General features: G+C 67.4%; 18 protein-coding genes. 13 read left to right on the top strand and 5 right to left on the bottom strand.

Annotated elements, in window-relative coordinates; genetic code table 11:
• Positions 1–13: 13 nt before the first annotated feature.
• From ACOEQ2_RS09745 to ACOEQ2_RS09730, 4 genes are all read left to right on the top strand, one after another.
• Positions 14–847, top strand: a complete 834-nt coding sequence (locus ACOEQ2_RS09745; RefSeq protein ID WP_419727797.1) for a CheR family methyltransferase — start codon at positions 14–16, stop codon at positions 845–847.
• 134 nt (positions 848–981) lie between these two features.
• Positions 982–1,479 (top strand): chemotaxis protein CheD, encoded by a 498-nt coding sequence (locus tag ACOEQ2_RS09740; protein WP_419727796.1) that lies wholly within the window; start codon positions 982–984, stop codon positions 1,477–1,479.
• The gene (locus ACOEQ2_RS09735) at positions 1,479–2,504 is read left to right on the top strand and encodes a protein-glutamate methylesterase/protein-glutamine glutaminase (protein ID WP_419727795.1); all 1,026 of its coding nucleotides are present in this window, start codon (positions 1,479–1,481) and stop codon (positions 2,502–2,504) included. Before ACOEQ2_RS09740 ends, ACOEQ2_RS09735 begins: the two co-directional genes overlap by 1 nt.
• 359 nt (positions 2,505–2,863) lie before the next feature.
• Entirely contained in the window at positions 2,864–3,076 is a 213-nt protein-coding gene (locus ACOEQ2_RS09730) for a hypothetical protein (protein ID WP_419727794.1), read from the top strand.
• Here ACOEQ2_RS09730 and ACOEQ2_RS09725 read toward each other — a convergent pair.
• On the bottom strand, positions 3,073–3,525 hold the full coding sequence (locus ACOEQ2_RS09725; protein WP_419727793.1) for a cupin domain-containing protein: 453 nt from the start codon (positions 3,523–3,525) through the stop codon (positions 3,073–3,075). The two genes, ACOEQ2_RS09730 and ACOEQ2_RS09725, sit on opposite strands and share 4 nt — an antisense overlap.
• 278 nt (positions 3,526–3,803) lie before the next feature.
• Between ACOEQ2_RS09725 and ACOEQ2_RS09720 the strand changes: the two genes are divergently transcribed.
• A complete protein-coding gene (locus tag ACOEQ2_RS09720; RefSeq protein WP_419727792.1) occupies positions 3,804–6,011 on the top strand; it encodes a S53 family peptidase in 2,208 nt (735 codons plus the stop codon).
• A gap of 250 nt (positions 6,012–6,261) precedes the next feature.
• Here the strand turns inward: ACOEQ2_RS09720 and ACOEQ2_RS09715 are convergent, their stop codons facing one another.
• Positions 6,262–6,408: a hypothetical protein gene (locus tag ACOEQ2_RS09715; protein WP_419727791.1), complete on the bottom strand. Its 147-nt coding sequence runs from the start codon at positions 6,406–6,408 to the stop codon at positions 6,262–6,264.
• 213 nt (positions 6,409–6,621) lie between these two features.
• Between ACOEQ2_RS09715 and ACOEQ2_RS09710 the strand changes: the two genes are divergently transcribed.
• Together ACOEQ2_RS09710 and ACOEQ2_RS09705 are read left to right on the top strand one after the other, a co-directional pair.
• The gene (locus tag ACOEQ2_RS09710) at positions 6,622–6,909 is read left to right on the top strand and encodes a hypothetical protein (RefSeq protein WP_419727790.1); all 288 of its coding nucleotides are present in this window, start codon (positions 6,622–6,624) and stop codon (positions 6,907–6,909) included.
• A gap of 127 nt (positions 6,910–7,036) precedes the next feature.
• On the top strand, positions 7,037–7,183 hold the full coding sequence (locus ACOEQ2_RS09705; protein WP_419727789.1) for a hypothetical protein: 147 nt from the start codon (positions 7,037–7,039) through the stop codon (positions 7,181–7,183).
• Between the two features lie 50 nt (positions 7,184–7,233).
• Here the strand turns inward: ACOEQ2_RS09705 and ACOEQ2_RS09700 are convergent, their stop codons facing one another.
• The gene (locus ACOEQ2_RS09700; protein ID WP_419727788.1) at positions 7,234–7,611 is read right to left on the bottom strand and encodes a hypothetical protein; all 378 of its coding nucleotides are present in this window, start codon (positions 7,609–7,611) and stop codon (positions 7,234–7,236) included.
• Positions 7,612–7,647: 36 nt separating this feature from the next.
• On the opposite strand from ACOEQ2_RS09700, the gene ACOEQ2_RS09695 reads away from it, so the two are divergent.
• The 3 genes from ACOEQ2_RS09695 to ACOEQ2_RS09685 all read left to right on the top strand — a co-directional run bounded on the left by ACOEQ2_RS09695 (position 7,648) and on the right by ACOEQ2_RS09685 (position 8,989).
• Complete coding sequence (locus ACOEQ2_RS09695) at positions 7,648–7,779, top strand: hypothetical protein (protein WP_419727787.1); 132 nt, start codon at positions 7,648–7,650, stop codon at positions 7,777–7,779.
• A gap of 133 nt (positions 7,780–7,912) precedes the next feature.
• The gene (locus ACOEQ2_RS09690; RefSeq protein WP_419727786.1) at positions 7,913–8,287 is read left to right on the top strand and encodes a hypothetical protein; all 375 of its coding nucleotides are present in this window, start codon (positions 7,913–7,915) and stop codon (positions 8,285–8,287) included.
• Positions 8,288–8,368: 81 nt separating this feature from the next.
• Entirely contained in the window at positions 8,369–8,989 is a 621-nt protein-coding gene (locus ACOEQ2_RS09685) for an N-acetyltransferase family protein (protein WP_419727785.1), read from the top strand.
• 11 nt (positions 8,990–9,000) lie between these two features.
• On the opposite strand, the gene ACOEQ2_RS09680 is transcribed toward ACOEQ2_RS09685, so the two are convergent.
• Together ACOEQ2_RS09680 and ACOEQ2_RS09675 are read right to left on the bottom strand one after the other, a co-directional pair.
• Positions 9,001–9,918, bottom strand: coding sequence for a prephenate/arogenate dehydrogenase family protein (locus ACOEQ2_RS09680; protein WP_419727784.1), 918 nt, complete (start codon positions 9,916–9,918; stop codon positions 9,001–9,003).
• Entirely contained in the window at positions 9,915–10,931 is a 1,017-nt protein-coding gene (locus tag ACOEQ2_RS09675; protein WP_419727783.1) for a lysylphosphatidylglycerol synthase domain-containing protein, read from the bottom strand. Before ACOEQ2_RS09675 ends, ACOEQ2_RS09680 begins: the two co-directional genes overlap by 4 nt.
• Before the next feature lie 138 nt (positions 10,932–11,069).
• On the opposite strand from ACOEQ2_RS09675, the gene hpnA reads away from it, so the two are divergent.
• From hpnA to hpnC, 3 genes are read left to right on the top strand one after another with little or no spacing between them, the layout of a single operon-like run.
• A complete protein-coding gene (gene hpnA / locus ACOEQ2_RS09670; RefSeq protein ID WP_419727782.1) occupies positions 11,070–12,062 on the top strand; it encodes a hopanoid-associated sugar epimerase in 993 nt (330 codons plus the stop codon).
• A gap of 3 nt (positions 12,063–12,065) precedes the next feature.
• The gene (locus tag ACOEQ2_RS09665; RefSeq protein WP_419727781.1) at positions 12,066–13,238 is read left to right on the top strand and encodes a glycosyltransferase; all 1,173 of its coding nucleotides are present in this window, start codon (positions 12,066–12,068) and stop codon (positions 13,236–13,238) included.
• Entirely contained in the window at positions 13,235–14,116 is an 882-nt protein-coding gene (gene hpnC, locus ACOEQ2_RS09660; protein WP_419727780.1) for a squalene synthase HpnC, read from the top strand. Before ACOEQ2_RS09665 ends, hpnC begins: the two co-directional genes overlap by 4 nt.
• The last annotated feature ends 7 nt before the right edge of the window (positions 14,117–14,123 follow it).

Genomic DNA, 14,123 nt, shown 5'->3' with positions numbered 1-14,123 from the left:
AGAGGTCGACATCGTGCTGGCTCCGGACACACTCACGGGCGACATCGTCCTGACGGATGCGGATTTCGCCGCGATCGTCGTCATGGTACGGCAGCAGTCTGGGATCGTGCTCGGTCACAGCAAGCGCGATCTGGTTTATGGTCGGCTCCGGCGTCGGCTGCGCTCGCTCAACATCGAGTCGTTTGCGCTCTATCGCGAGATGCTGGATGCGGAGGGTGGTCAGGCCGAACGGGTGCGCATGATCAATGCGATCACCACGAACCTGACCGGTTTCTTCCGCGAGCCGCACCATTTCGAGTTCCTGGGCAAGCAGGTCCTGGCGCAGCTTCCGCGCGATCGGAATCGGCTCCGGATCTGGTCGGCCGGGTGCTCATCCGGCGAGGAGCCCTATTCCATCGCGATGACGCTCTGCAACGCGATGCCGGATCTGGGAACATGGGACGCGCGGATCCTCGCGACCGACATCGACACCGACATGATCGCGCATGGTGCGTCAGGTCGGTATAGCGCCGAGCGTGCGGCTGCGATCCCGGCGGGGTTTCTCGCACGGCATGCCCGGCAGCGGGACGCGACAATAACTGAAATGGGTCCGCAGCTGAGATCCTTGATCACGTTCAAGCCGCTGAACCTGCTCGGGCCCTGGCCCATGACCGGCAGCTTCGACGTCATTTTCTGCCGAAACGTCGTGATCTATTTCGACAAGGACACCCAACGCTCCCTGTTCGACCGTTTTGCCGATCAGCTGGTCTTGGGTGGCTACCTCTTTGTCGGTCATTCGGAAAGCCTGTTCCGGGTTACCGAGCGTTTCGAGCATCTTGGCCGCACGATCTATCGCAAGGTCCGGTGAGCGGCCGTGTCAAAGGTGACCGCATGACCGCCACACCGCCTGTCGGCCGGTTTCGCGATCCGACATCCGGTCATATCGCGGTCAAGATCGGGCCCGGCGAGCATTACGTCAGCGGCGATGCAAACGAGATCATCATGACTGCGCTGGGATCGTGTGTCTCAGCCTGTATCCGGGATCCGGTTGCCGGCGTTGGCGGTGTCAATCACTTCATGCTTCCCCATAGCGACGCTGGTGCGTGGGACACGGAAGCCGCCAGTCTGCGTTACGGCAATTTTGCCATGCCCCGCCTGATCAACGACATCCTGCAGCAAGGCGGGCATTCGGGCCGGCTGGAGATCAAGCTGTTCGGCGGGGCCCGGCTTGGCGGTGATCGGGGTAGGATCGGCGGTCTCAATGTCAGTTTCGTCGAGCGGTACCTGCAGGGTGTCGGCCTACCCTGGGTCGTTGCGGAAGTCGGCGGCACGGTCGCCAGGCGTCTGATCTATATGCCCGTGAGCGGACGCGCCTTCGTGCTCGAGCTCCCTGCGCAGACACTGCTCCGTCAGGGCGACGAACCTGTCCATGCCAAGGGGCAGCGCATGCCGCCTGCCCTGCAAGGCGGGCCCGGCATGCCCGTGACAGGAGCCCCCTGATGGCAATCAAGGTGCTCGTCATCGACGACTCCGCGTTGATGCGCCAACTCCTGACCGAGATCCTTTCGACAGATCCAGAAATCCGTGTCGTCGGAAGTGCCGCAGATCCCTACGTCGCGCGCGAGCGGATAAAGGCACTCATGCCCGATGTCCTGACGCTGGATATCGAGATGCCGCGCATGGACGGCCTGGCGTTCCTCGAGAAGCTGATGGCCCTGCATCCCATGCCCGTCGTCGTGGTGTCGACATTGACGCAGAAAGGCACGGACGCGGCATTCCGGGCGCTCGAACTCGGTGCGATCGATGTCGTGAGCAAGCCCATGCTCGATATCTGCGTGGGCATGAATGAGCTTGGAGCCGAGCTCATTGCGAAGGTGAAGGAGGCCGCGGCGACGCGCCCACGCGGGCGGCAGGCAGGCTCGGCAATGGAGGCGCCTCTGGCGGTCGATCCGAAACTTTCCACGGCTGCGCGGATCGTCGCCATCGGGGCATCGACAGGGGGAGTGGAGGCATTGCAACGGGTGCTGATGCGCCTCCCCGCGACGGCGCCGGCGATCCTGGTCACGCAGCACATGCCGCCAGGCTTCACGGCGTCCTTCGCCCGGCGATTGGATTCGCAATGTTCGCTGACGGTGCACGAGGCGGTCGATGGCCGGCGGGTCTTGCCTGGCCACGTGCAGATCGCGCCAGGTGCCCGCCATATGACGCTGGAGCGCACCGGCGCGCACTATGTCTGTCGGGTTTCCGATGGACCACTGGTGTCGGGGCATCGGCCCTCCGTCGATGTGTTGTTCGGCTCGGTGGCGGACGCGGCGGGGGCCAATGCGATGGGGATCATCCTGACCGGCATGGGGCGGGACGGGGCGACCGGCCTGCTGCAGATGCGGCGTGCCGGGGCCCGGACGGTTGGCCAGAGCGAGGCCAGCTGCGTGATCTACGGCATGCCGAAGGTGGCGCGCGAGGTCGGGGCAGTGGAGATCGAAGTCCCTTTGGACCGCATCGCCGAGGAGATCGTGAAAGGCTAGAGAGACTGAACCATGGGTGAAGCACCGCCGGCCTCCAGTCCAGGGCCTGCCCCAACATCGTGGACAAGGGTCTTCTTTGGCGGCGCGCGCCGAGCCTGATCCGCCCCGGCCGAGCGGCAGCCGATTTGGTCTCCATGACCGGTGTGCAGGCCCCCAGGCGCACTAAGTTGGTTACGAACACCACTTGATGCCACGAAGTCACAACTTCTGGTCATCGACGCCACGCCGCTCCCATCGTATTTCGTCATGTCGTATATGAGCCAAGCAAGATCAATAGCTTATCCCGGACGTCAGCTTGGCACGGCGACTGCAATCACTCCTGGCATGGGCAACAGCGCCCACACAGGGGAGATCCAGACATGACCACGCTCAGCTTCGACAACGGTTACGCCATGTTCCAGAGCGACACTGCGCTGTTCGGTCGCCGGGAGGCCGGCACGCCGGTGATCCTGCGGCAGTTGAGCGCGATCGTCGCCACGCCCCAGGTCGAAGCCGCGAGCGCGCTGGTCGGACGCACGGTGCTCGCCTTGGTGCCGTTTTCCGCGCTGGTCTGGATGTTCGTTGCACGCTAGTCGCGTGGCACGGGCCGCCAGTCCGGTGGCGCCAATTCGAAGCCCTCGAACCGGAACGCCGGGGCCACGACGCACGAGACCAGCGTCCAGCGCCCCAGCGAAACCGCGCTCTGCCAATGGCCGCGCGGCACCAGCAGCTGCAACGATTGCCGCATGCCGAGATCGGGCCCGAGATGGCGAGCCTCGGCATCGTGCCCATCCGCCGACGTCGTCAGCACCAGATGCGCGCCGGCCTGCCAGATCCACAGCTCGTCCGCGTCGACGCGATGCCAATCGCTGAGCTCATCGTCGCGCAGCAGGAACAGGATCGCAGTGCCGGCACCCCGCCCGCCGTCCGCCGGCCGATCGCGCCAGGTTTCGCGGTAGTGACCGCCTTCCGGATGCGGCTGCAGATCGAGCGCCCGGATGACCTCTGCGGCATTCAGCCTGTGGTCGCGAAGATCGATCATCGGGCCTCCTGATCGGGTGCGAAGACAACGGTGCCAAGCGCCGGTGTAGGGCGCCCGAGGTCACCATGCCAGCCGCCATAAAAATTGTACCGATCGACATCCAGGTCACAAACGATGGTCTTGCGATACGTTCCGTAATCGTTCTACGTTGAGAATGTTACGAAAAAGTTCTCGGTTCATCGGATCGTCTCAGCTCGCGCTCAGAGTCTCCGTTCCTGACGCAGGCCGTCGCCTATCCATGGATCTGGAGCGGTGTCGCGCAAAAACGGAGATCGACCTTGCCTCGAACGATCAAGACACGTCTCGGCCGTGCCTGTCTGGCCGCCTCCCTCGCCCTGTCCGCCAGCACGGCTGCCACAGCGGCTTTCTCGGCAACGCTCGCCGGCAACGTTGCCAACTGGGTGCCGACCGCTCCCGAAACGGGAACCGCTTCCCCCGGGCAGCAGGTCTCGATCGTCGTGCACATGGCGCTGAAGAACGTGCCGACACTCCGCGGCCTTGCGACCGCCGTGTCGACCCCGGGCAACGCCGCGTATGGCCATTATCTCAGCCAGTCCGAGTTCCGCTCCCGCTTCGCGCCCGACGAGGCGGATGTTTCGGCGGTGCAGGCGATGCTCGGTCGCGCCGGCATGACCAACATCACGGTCGGCCCGCTCGGCTCCTACGTGTCTGCAACAGCGACCGTCAGCCAACTCGGCCACGCCTTCGCCGTCAGCCAGAAGATGTATCGCTACGGCAACATGACGCTGCGCGCCAACAAGGAAGCGCCGACCATTCCGGCTGAGCTCGCCGGCAAGATCGTGTTCATCGAGGGCCTCGACGACACGACGTTCCTGAAGCAGCCGCAGCACATCTCTGTCACCGCCGGCGCGCAACTCGCACCCGCCTCCGCGCCGAGGCCCGCGACACTGTCCGGCACCACCTCGCTGGCCACCGCGGCCGTTCTGCCGCCGCCGGTCGCGTCGAATACCCCGTCGCCCTATTGCAGCACCTATTTCGGCGACGCCAACGCCACCCTCAGCACCAAGCCCGGCCCCTACACCAAGACGCTCCCCTGGCTCGCCTGCGGCTACAATCCGCAGCAGATCCAGGCAGCCTACGGGCTCAACCCGTTCAATATCGGCCTGGACGGGCGCGGCATCACAGTCGCCATCATCGACGCCTACGCCTCTCCGACGCTGCAATCGGACGGCAACCACTACGCCGCCAACCATCACCTTCCGCAGCTCACCAGCGCCAACTTCAAGCAGATCATTCCTGCCGGCATCTACGATGTCAGCGCCAGCGAGGCCTGCGGCCCGTACGGCTGGTGGACCGAAGAGTCGCTCGACGTCGCGGCGGTGCACGGCTCCGCACCTGGTGCCAACATCGTCTATGTCGGCGCGCGCGACTGCGGCTCCACCCTGACCACGGCCCTGCTCGACACGATCTACAACCATCGTGCCGACATCATTACCAACAGCTACGGCAACAACGGCGAGTCCGTGGCCGCGTCCGACGTGGCGATGGAGGACCAGGCCTTCATGGCAGCCGCGGTGCAGGGCATCACGATGCTGTTCAGCTCCGGCGACGATGGCGACCTGTCGCAGCTCAACGGCGTCGCCACCGGCTCGTGGGAGGCGACCAGCCCGTACGTCACCGGCGTCGGCGGCACGTCGCTGCTGCTGAAAAACCAATACGGCGCCAAGTCCGAATATGGCTGGGGCACCTACCGCGACTACCTGGCCGACGCCACCGTCAACAGCAAGACCTCGATCACCACCAGCGGCCTGACCACCACGACCGCGGACGGCCTCACCTTCGCCGACTTCAGCTTCTATGCCGGCAGCGGCGGCGGCATCAGCCTGCTCGAAGCGCAGCCGGCCTACCAGGCGTCGGTCGTGCCGGCTTCCCTCGCCACGACGCTGAACGAAGCGAACGGCTACAGCGTGCCGCTCTCGTCCCGCCGGGTAAGCCCGGATATCTCCGCCGACGCGGACCCGTACACCGGCTATCTCTATGGCGAGACCTACACGATCGCCGGTGACGGCCACAGCGACATCGGCTGCACCAAGGAGAGCGCCACCACCGAGTATTGCGAGATCGCCGAGGGTGGCACCAGCCTGGCCTCGCCGCTGATGGCCGGCGTCATGGCGACCGTCAACGAGGTCCATGGACTGCTTGCCAGGCCGATGGTCGGGTTTGCCAATCCCTGGTTGTATGGCTCCAAGGTCGGCAAAACCACCAACAGCGCCGGCATCAACCAGATCATCGCGCCGACGACACCCACGGCCGTGCTGCGCGGCTACGTCACCAGCTCGAGCCTGGTCAGGGTGGTGACGATCAACTCGGTGCCGGAGGTGATCACCACCACGCCGTTCCCGCTCGAGGTGTGCTCGACAGCGATCTGCGAGGGCATCGACGACGTCTTCAACTTCGTCACCCCGGGCTACAACGACGTCACCGGCCTGGGCGTACCGTATCTCCCGCGCCTGGCGATCCCCTGATCCTTTGACGGCCATCCGGGCCGGAAGCTCCACGCTTCCGGCCCGGATCGTCACTTGCCTCCGGGATCCGCCATCCGGACGATCACCGCGGTCGAAAGCAGGATCGCGCCCACCATTCCCCCGATCGCCCACAGCCCCTTCGGGGTCAGGCTCACCCGGAGCTTGAGCCGGATCAGGACACCCGTCAGTTCGAGCTCGACGATCTGGGCATCGACGACCCCCGGCCGCTCAGGGTCCGCGCCGACCAGGCTCAGGGTGCGCCGCTTCCGGGTTCGCCGATGCCGACACCGGGTTGTTGCGCGTAGGAACCGCTCGGCGGCGCGGTCCCGCTCTGCTGGCAGGCTCCGAGAGCCATCAGGCAGGCGAGGGTCAGGATCGTCGTCATCGTCTTGGTCATGTTGCCTCCGGAGCCGAGGTTGCGCGCTCAGGGTGGCGTTTGGCTACATGCTTCCCATATCCAATTCCGACGGCCGGGCGCCTCGCCGGTTAAGCCGGCCTTAACCTTCCAGAGATACATTTCGCATTCAGCCCGGCTCGATCCCGCCACAGGCCGGGCGTCGAATGCTCACGACGCGGCGTGATCCGCGACGACCGCGCGTCAGAGGGACACATGAGCTGGTTTCAATCGGGTCTGATCGCCCTCGCACTGGTGACGCCGGCGAAACATCCGGCGGCAGCGGTCACGCCGGCGACGCTCCAGGCAAGTCCGGGAGATGTGATCGTCGATTGCGGCGATTTCGCGCGGGTAGCGGATGGAGTCTATATCGGCCGGAGCGGCGCGATCTTCGCTGTCGGCACCATCCGCGACGATCTCGGCGGCGACACCTTCGGCCCGAACGCGCTCAATATCGGCGGGGTCGATCCGGCGCGCTACCTGCAGCAGAAATGCCGGATGTAGAGCCCCCGACCCGCACGTAACCCCGCGATCGCACTTCGCTACAGAACGAGCCCCGACGAGACGGGCCCCTGCCACACGCCTGGTCATATCCTTCCTGCTCAACGTCCGGCGGGCAGGAGTGCCAATCATGTCATTGTGGATCATTGCCGGGATCGTCGCCGGCGTCGCAGCGCTCGGCGTCGTCTTTGCCCTGCTGATCTTCCGCCTCGATGCGCAGGTCGAGGAAGAGCTCGAACTCGGCGACGGCGATCGGAGCTGGACCAGCATCATCTGACGCGCCGGTCCCGCCGGCTGTTCAAGGGTGGTCGCGCGGAACAGCGCTGATTACGGGGGCAGCGCCTTGAGGGTGCCATTCACCGGGTCGGCGGCATCGCTCGCCATCTGGTGGGTTGTCTGGTCGACATAGACCGAGAACAGGTGCTCATCGACCTGGGGGTCGCCGCCGCAGGCTCTGTCGTGCCTGGCAGACACATCGACCCGATCGATCCCGGGATCGCTGTTCCGCGTGACGAAGTATTGCAGGCAGGCCGGTCGCGTTCCGAGATGGTTGTGCATGATGGCTGCACTCACCTTGCCGACCAGTCGATCGTCGGCATCGGCCCATGCAGGTGCGGCGAGGCCGGCCAGGACCGGGCTCCCCAGCACCAGGATCCCGACGGGCAGCCATTGGCCTCGTCGATCGGGCTTCTGGCGCCTCGGCATGCCCCTTATGGTCTTCCCATGTGACCGGATCACCCTGTGCCATCCTCCGAAATCACCCGCCCTGCATCGCTCTCCCAGGTGCAGATCATCCGTTCGCTTGCGGAGGCGCTGGCGTGGTTCGAGAAGGAACTCGGTTGGGGCGTCATCCCGCGGAGCTGCGGCACCTGACGGGCCGCATCGGTGAACTCTACACGGCGATGATCACCCGTGGGCAGATGGTCAGCACATCTCGGTCAAGACCATCACGAGTTCGGGCCATGTCAACTTTCGCCGGAGCACCATCAGCGAGGCGGACCGGATCGTGATCCTGCGGATCGATATCGACGAAGGAGAAGCCTCCATCGAGGAGGTCGCGGACGGACCAGTCGGCGATATCCTGGCTCGGTGCCAGGAGACGCCGGAGGGCTACCGCTACGGTGTCGGCAAACGATCATCGGAACCGCCAGAGCTCGGCCATCTGCGCGTCGTCGCCGAAGCGGTCATGGAGCACCGGCAGATCAAGCAGCTCGAGAATGGAACCGTCATCGTCGAGGTGAACGGCGTCCGCGTGTCAAAGGCAAAACCGGTTCTTCGGGAGCTTGCAATCGCGCTCGGGATCTCACGGCTGAACGGCAACGGCGGCACACAGAACACACGGCAGCTTGGCGCAGACATCATCGCCGCTTTGACGCCCTGAACCACCGCGATCACGCAGCACCTCGACCATCCTCGTCGATGCCGAGGCAGCGGTCGCTCTATAACCAGCCTGCGTCAAAATGTGCCCGACACCGCCACCGACTGGCGGATGGCGACCAACACCCCCATGTCGGCAGGCGTGGATCATGACGATGTCGATAGTCCGGCCGTATCGGTCGGGCGGGCGAGGCCGGAGGACGCCGCCGGCATTGCCGCCGTGCACGTGGCGGTGTGGCGAACGGCCTATCCCGGCGTGGTCCCCGACCACACCCTGGCCGGCCTGTCCCGGGCCGCGCTCGCTGCGCGCTACGAAGCCGCCATCCGCGGCGGTGCGGGCGTCCTGGTAGCGCGGACCACCGGCACCGGACCTGATGACGCACCCGCCCAGGTGGTCGGCTTCGCCACAGCCTCCCGGAGCCGGCCAGGCCCCAGGCTTGCCGACGGCGAGGTCGAGACGCTCTACGTGCTCGATGACTGGCGCGACCGCGGCATCGGCCGCTCGCTGCTGCGCGAATCGGCCCGCCGCTTGTCCGAGTTGTCCTGCCGCTCGCTGTTCCTGTGGGTCCTGGCCGACAACCCGAGCCGCTGGTTCTACGAACGCCTCGGCGGACGTTCCGCAATGCGGTCGACCACGTCGGTCGGGGGTCGCCGGCTGCCGCAGATCGCCATGGTGTGGGACCGCATCGAGACCCTCACCGACTGAGCGGCGGTCCCTCAGGCCTGCTTGATCTCGATCAGGCTGCGACGGATGCGACGACCGCGCTCGATCCGGTCGACGATGAACGCCTCGTCGCCCCAGCGGATCGCGCGCGCCATGGCCTGCGCGTCCTCGGTGAAGCGCGCCAGCATCTCGAGCAGCGCCTCGCGGTTGTTCAGGAACACGTCGCGCCACATCACCGGGTCGGACGCCGCGATCCGGGTGAAGTCGCGGAACCCGGACGCTGCGAACTGCAGCACCTCGTTGCGGCTCTCGCCCTCGAGGTCGTCCGCGGTGCCACAGATGGTGAACGCAAGCAGATGCGGCAGGTGGCTGACGATCGCCAACGCCTTGTCATGATGGGGCGCGTCCATCTCCCGCGTCATTGCGCCGCAGAGCTGCCAGAGCCCGGCGACGCGCGCGGTCGCCTCCGGGTCGGATCCCTCCAACGGCGTGAGCAGCGTCCAGCGACCCTCGAACAGCGTCGAGAAGCCGGCATCCGGACCGGAATACTCGGTGCCGGCCAGCGGATGCGCCGGCACGAAATGCAGGTCCGGCCGCAGCAGCGGCTCGATCTCGCGGATCACCGACTGCTTGGTCGAGCCCACGTCGGTCAGGATCGCACCCGGCTGCATGTGCGGGATGAGCTCGGCGGCGACCACTCCCATGGCGCCCACCGGCACGCACAGCACCACGCAATCCGCGCCCTGCACCGCGTCGGCGACGGTCTCGGCCACCCGGTGGGCGATGCCGAGCTCCACGACCCGCGCCCTGACCGACGGGCTTGCGTCGTACGCCACCACCTCGCGGGCGATCGTGCCCGATTGCAGGGCACGCCGGGCCAGCGAGCTGCCGATCAGCCCGAGCCCGATGACGGCCACTCGCTCGAACAGCGGCTCCTTCGCGGCGGTGCGCTCGACGAGCGGTTCGGTCATGCGATGGCTCCCGGAACAGCAGCGGCGGCAGGCTTGCGCAGGTGCCGGATCTCGAGCGCCTGCCACACCAGCAGCACCGGCACGCCGATGGCGAGATCGCGGCCGCGCCTGAGCAGCGACAGGCTGAATGAGAGGTGAGGATCGATCCCGAACAGGCTGCCAAGGGTCACGTAGGCCGCCTCCTGCACACCCAGCGCCGCCGGCACCAGGAACGACACCGAAACCACGCCACTGGCAACGCCCTCGATCGCCATTGCCTCACCGAAGCCGATCTCGGCGCCCAGCAGGTGATACCCCAGCCAGGCCCAGCCGGCGGCCATGATCCAGGACACGAAATGGATCAGGCTGCTGCCGACGATCCGCCAGGGCTGCGCATAGAACCCGTTCAGCCGCTCCTGCACGCTGTCGAACCCGTCCTGCAGCAGGCCGCGCCACTGCCCGGCGATGCGCGCGCCGAGCAGGTCGATGCCGCGCCGGACCGTGCCGGAAGCGCCGCGCTGCGCCCAGATGAAGGCGATGATCGCCACCGTCATCAGCGCCATGCCGATCGTCACCGGACCGGCGAGGCTGCTGTCCGGCCGGTGATCCAACAGGAAAAGCAGGCCCAGCAAGACGAACAGGATCTGGCCGATCACCTCGGTGGTCAGGTCGACGACGTTGGCCGCCGCCGCTTCCGGCCAGGCGATCGTCCGCGCACGCCTGGTCGCAGAAAAGCACGTGGCCCGCATGCCCATCAGGATGCCGCCGAGCTGCGAGAACGGCAGGCAGGTGGTGCCGCCCTCGCGCACCAGCCGGGCACGCAACAGGCGATACAGCCCGATCCGCGGGCAGGCGACCGCCCAGGCGACTGCCATCACCACGTCGGACGCGAGCTGTGCTGCCACCAGGGCCGCAAAACCGAACGGTCCGACCGAGCCCAGCGAATGCAGCACCGCGCCGAGGCCGAGCCAGGCGGTGAACCCGGTGATCAGCGCGAGGCCGGTCAGCGCGAGCAGGATCGAGACCGTCTTCAAGCGGGCGGGCTTCCGTTCCGGGGCCGGGGCTGGATTGTCCCTGATGCGGCCTCTACACCAGCCAACCGGTCCCTGCCACATGACGACTTGGCGTTGGCCACACCATCATCCTGTTGTCCGGAGCTCCGCGTGCCGCCCATGTCCCTGCCCGTCCTGGTCACCGGCGCCACCGGTTTCGTCGGCTCCGCCGTGGCGCGGGCACTTGCGGCGCGCGGTCACACGCTGCGCCTGCTGGTGCGCAAGGGCAGCGACCGCCGCAACATCGCGGACCTCGATGCCGAGCTGGTGGAAGGCGATCTCGCCCGTCCGGATACCTTCGCGGCCGCCCTCGAAGGCACGTCCGCGCTCTTCCACGTCGCCGCCGATTACCGCCTCTGGGTGCCGGACCCCGCCCGCATGATGCAGGCCAACGTCGAGGGCACGCGGCTGCTGATGCTCGCTGCCCAGGCCGCCGGGGTGGAGCGGATCGTGTACTGCTCGTCGGTCGCCGCCCTCGGCCTGGTCGGTGACGGCAGCATCGCCGACGAGACCACGCCGGTGCATGAGGACGCGATCATCGGCGTGTACAAGCGCTCGAAATACCTTGCCGAGCAGGCGGTGCTGGCGCTGGTGCGCGACCATGGGCTACCCGCGGTGATCGTCAATCCGTCCACCCCGGTCGGTCCGCGCGACATCAAGCCGACCCCCACGGGGGCGATGATCCGCGACGCCGCCGCGGCCCGGATGCCCGCCTTCGTCGAGACCGGCCTCAACCTGGTGCATGTCGATGACGTCGCCGAGGGCCACATGCTGGCGTTCGAGAAGGGCCGCATCGGCGAGCGCTACATCCTGGGCGGCGAGGACATGTCGCTGCGGGAGGTGTTCGCGCTGGTGTCCGAGGTGGCCGGCGTGAAGGCGCCGCGGATCCAGCTCGACCAGCGGCTGCTGTGGCCGGTGGCGGTGGTCTCCGAGGGTCTGGCCCGCGGCTTCGGCATCGAGCCCCGGGTGACCCGCGAGATGCTGGCGATGTCGAAGAAGAAGATGTTCTTCTCCTCCGAAAAGGCTCGCCAGGAGCTTGGCTACACCCCACGTCCGGCCCGCGCTGCGGTCGCCGATGCGGTCACGTGGTTCCGCGACAACGGCATGATCTGAGCGATGCTGGTCCTCGCCATCCTGACGCTGCTGGTGTGGCTCGGCCTGATCGGGCTGCATGGTCGGTTCTGGCAGGCAGGTCCGATCCTGCGCCCCATCCCAGGCAGCGCGCGTACCGACTGGCCCATGGTGTCGGTGGTGATCCCGGCGCGCGACGAGGCGGAGTCCATCGCCGCCTGTATCGCGTCGCTGCTGGCGCAGGACTATCCGGGCCCGTCGCGGATCGTGCTGGTCGATGACGGCAGCAGCGACGGCACCGGCGACATTGCCCGCGCCCTTGCTCCCGGGTCCGATCGGCTGGTGGTGCTGAGCGGCGCCCCCCGGCCCGAAGGCTGGAGCGGCAAGCTGTGGGCGGTGGCGCAGGGCGTGGCCGAGGCCCGGCGGCTCGATATCGGAGACGCTGGCTTCTTCCTGTTGTGCGACGCCGACATCACCCACGCGCCCACGCACATTGCCACCCTGGTCGACAAGGCGCTGCGGGACGGCCTCGACCAGGTCTCCGAGATGGTCGAGCTGAACTGCGCAAGTGCCGCCGAGCGCACGCTGGTGCCGGCCTTCGTGTTCTTCTTCCAGCTGCTCTACCCGTTCGCCCAGGTGAACGACCCCCGATCGCGCACCGCCGCAGCCGCCGGTGGCACGGTGCTGATCCGGCGCACCGCCCTGGACCGCATCGGCGGCATCGAGAGCCTGCGTGGCGCCCTGATCGACGACGTGACGCTCGCCACCCGGGTGAAACGCAGCGGCGGCAAGATCTGGCTCGGCCACTCGATGCTGGCGAAGTCGATCCGGCCCTACCCGCAGCCGGTCGATGTCTGGCGCATGGTCGCCCGCACCGCCTACGTGCAGCTCAGGTTCTCTCCCCTGCTGCTGCTTGGCACGGTGCTGGGCATGGTGCTGGTCTGGATCGCGCCGCTGCTTACCTTGCTGGCCGGACACGGCGCGGCGCGCTGGATCGGCGGTGCCGCGTGGCTCATGTCCACCGGCTCGTTCGTGCCGACGCTGCGGCGGTTCCGGCTGTCCCCGGCCTGGGCGCTGTTGCTGCCCGGGATCGCCCTGTTCTACACCCTGGCGACACTCGGATCGGCGATCGACCATCATCGCGGTCGTGGCGTGGTCTGGAAGCGCCGGGCCTATGCCGGGGCGCCTGGGGGCAACAAGGACGTGACCGCCGCATGAGCAACACGGTCATGGACAACACCATCGCCCCGCCCGCCGCCGACATGTCGTCGGGCAAGCAGGCCGCGGACGAGAACTTCCCCGTCGGCTCGATGCTGATCGCGCGCAAGCTGCGGCCGCACGTCCACGCCTACTACGCCTTCGCCCGCGCCATCGACGACATCGCCGACAACAACGTGCTCTCCCCCGACGCCAAGATCGCCCGCCTCGACGCGATGCAGGCGCTGCTGCTCGGCCGTGAGAGCGGGGCAGCGCAGCTCGGTCCGGCGGAAGCGGCGAGCGCCGTGCGACTGCGCGACAGCCTGGCCGTGACCGGCATCGATCCCGCGCGCGGCACCGACCTGATCGTCGCCTTCCGCCAGGACGCGGTGAAGTCGCGCTACGCCAGCTGGGCCGAGCTCGCCAACTACTGCCGCTATTCCGCCAACCCGGTCGGGCTCTATCTGCTCGACCTGCATGGCGAGGGCTGTGCCACCCACGCTCCCTCCGACGCGCTCTGCACGGCGTTGCAGGTGCTCAACCACCTCCAGGATTGCCGCGAGGACCTGGTCGAGCTCGGCCGCTGCTACCTGCCGGAAGCCTGGCTGCATCAGGCCGGCGAGACCGTCGAAGGCGTGCGGGCCAACCGCGCCAGCCCCGGCCTGCGCCGCGTGCTCGACCAGGCGCTGGACGAAGTCGACCGGTTGAACCGCGACGCCGCCCGGCTGCCCGGCCTGATCTCCGACCGGCGCATGCGGCTCGAGGCGGCCGTCATCGTCGGCCTGTCGCACCGGCTCGCCCGCCGGCTGCGACGCGGCGATCCGCTGGCCCGTCGGGTGAAGCTGTCGCGTCCCGATGTCGCGGCCAGCCTGCTGGCGGCCTTTCGCCACCTCGTCTGACAGCGCG

It is taken from the genome of Lichenicola sp. (assembly GCF_965198575.1).
Lineage (GTDB): Bacteria > Pseudomonadota > Alphaproteobacteria > Acetobacterales > Acetobacteraceae > Lichenicola.
Note: the sequence above shows the minus strand (reverse complement) of the source record. Positions and strands in the feature narration are given on the sequence as shown.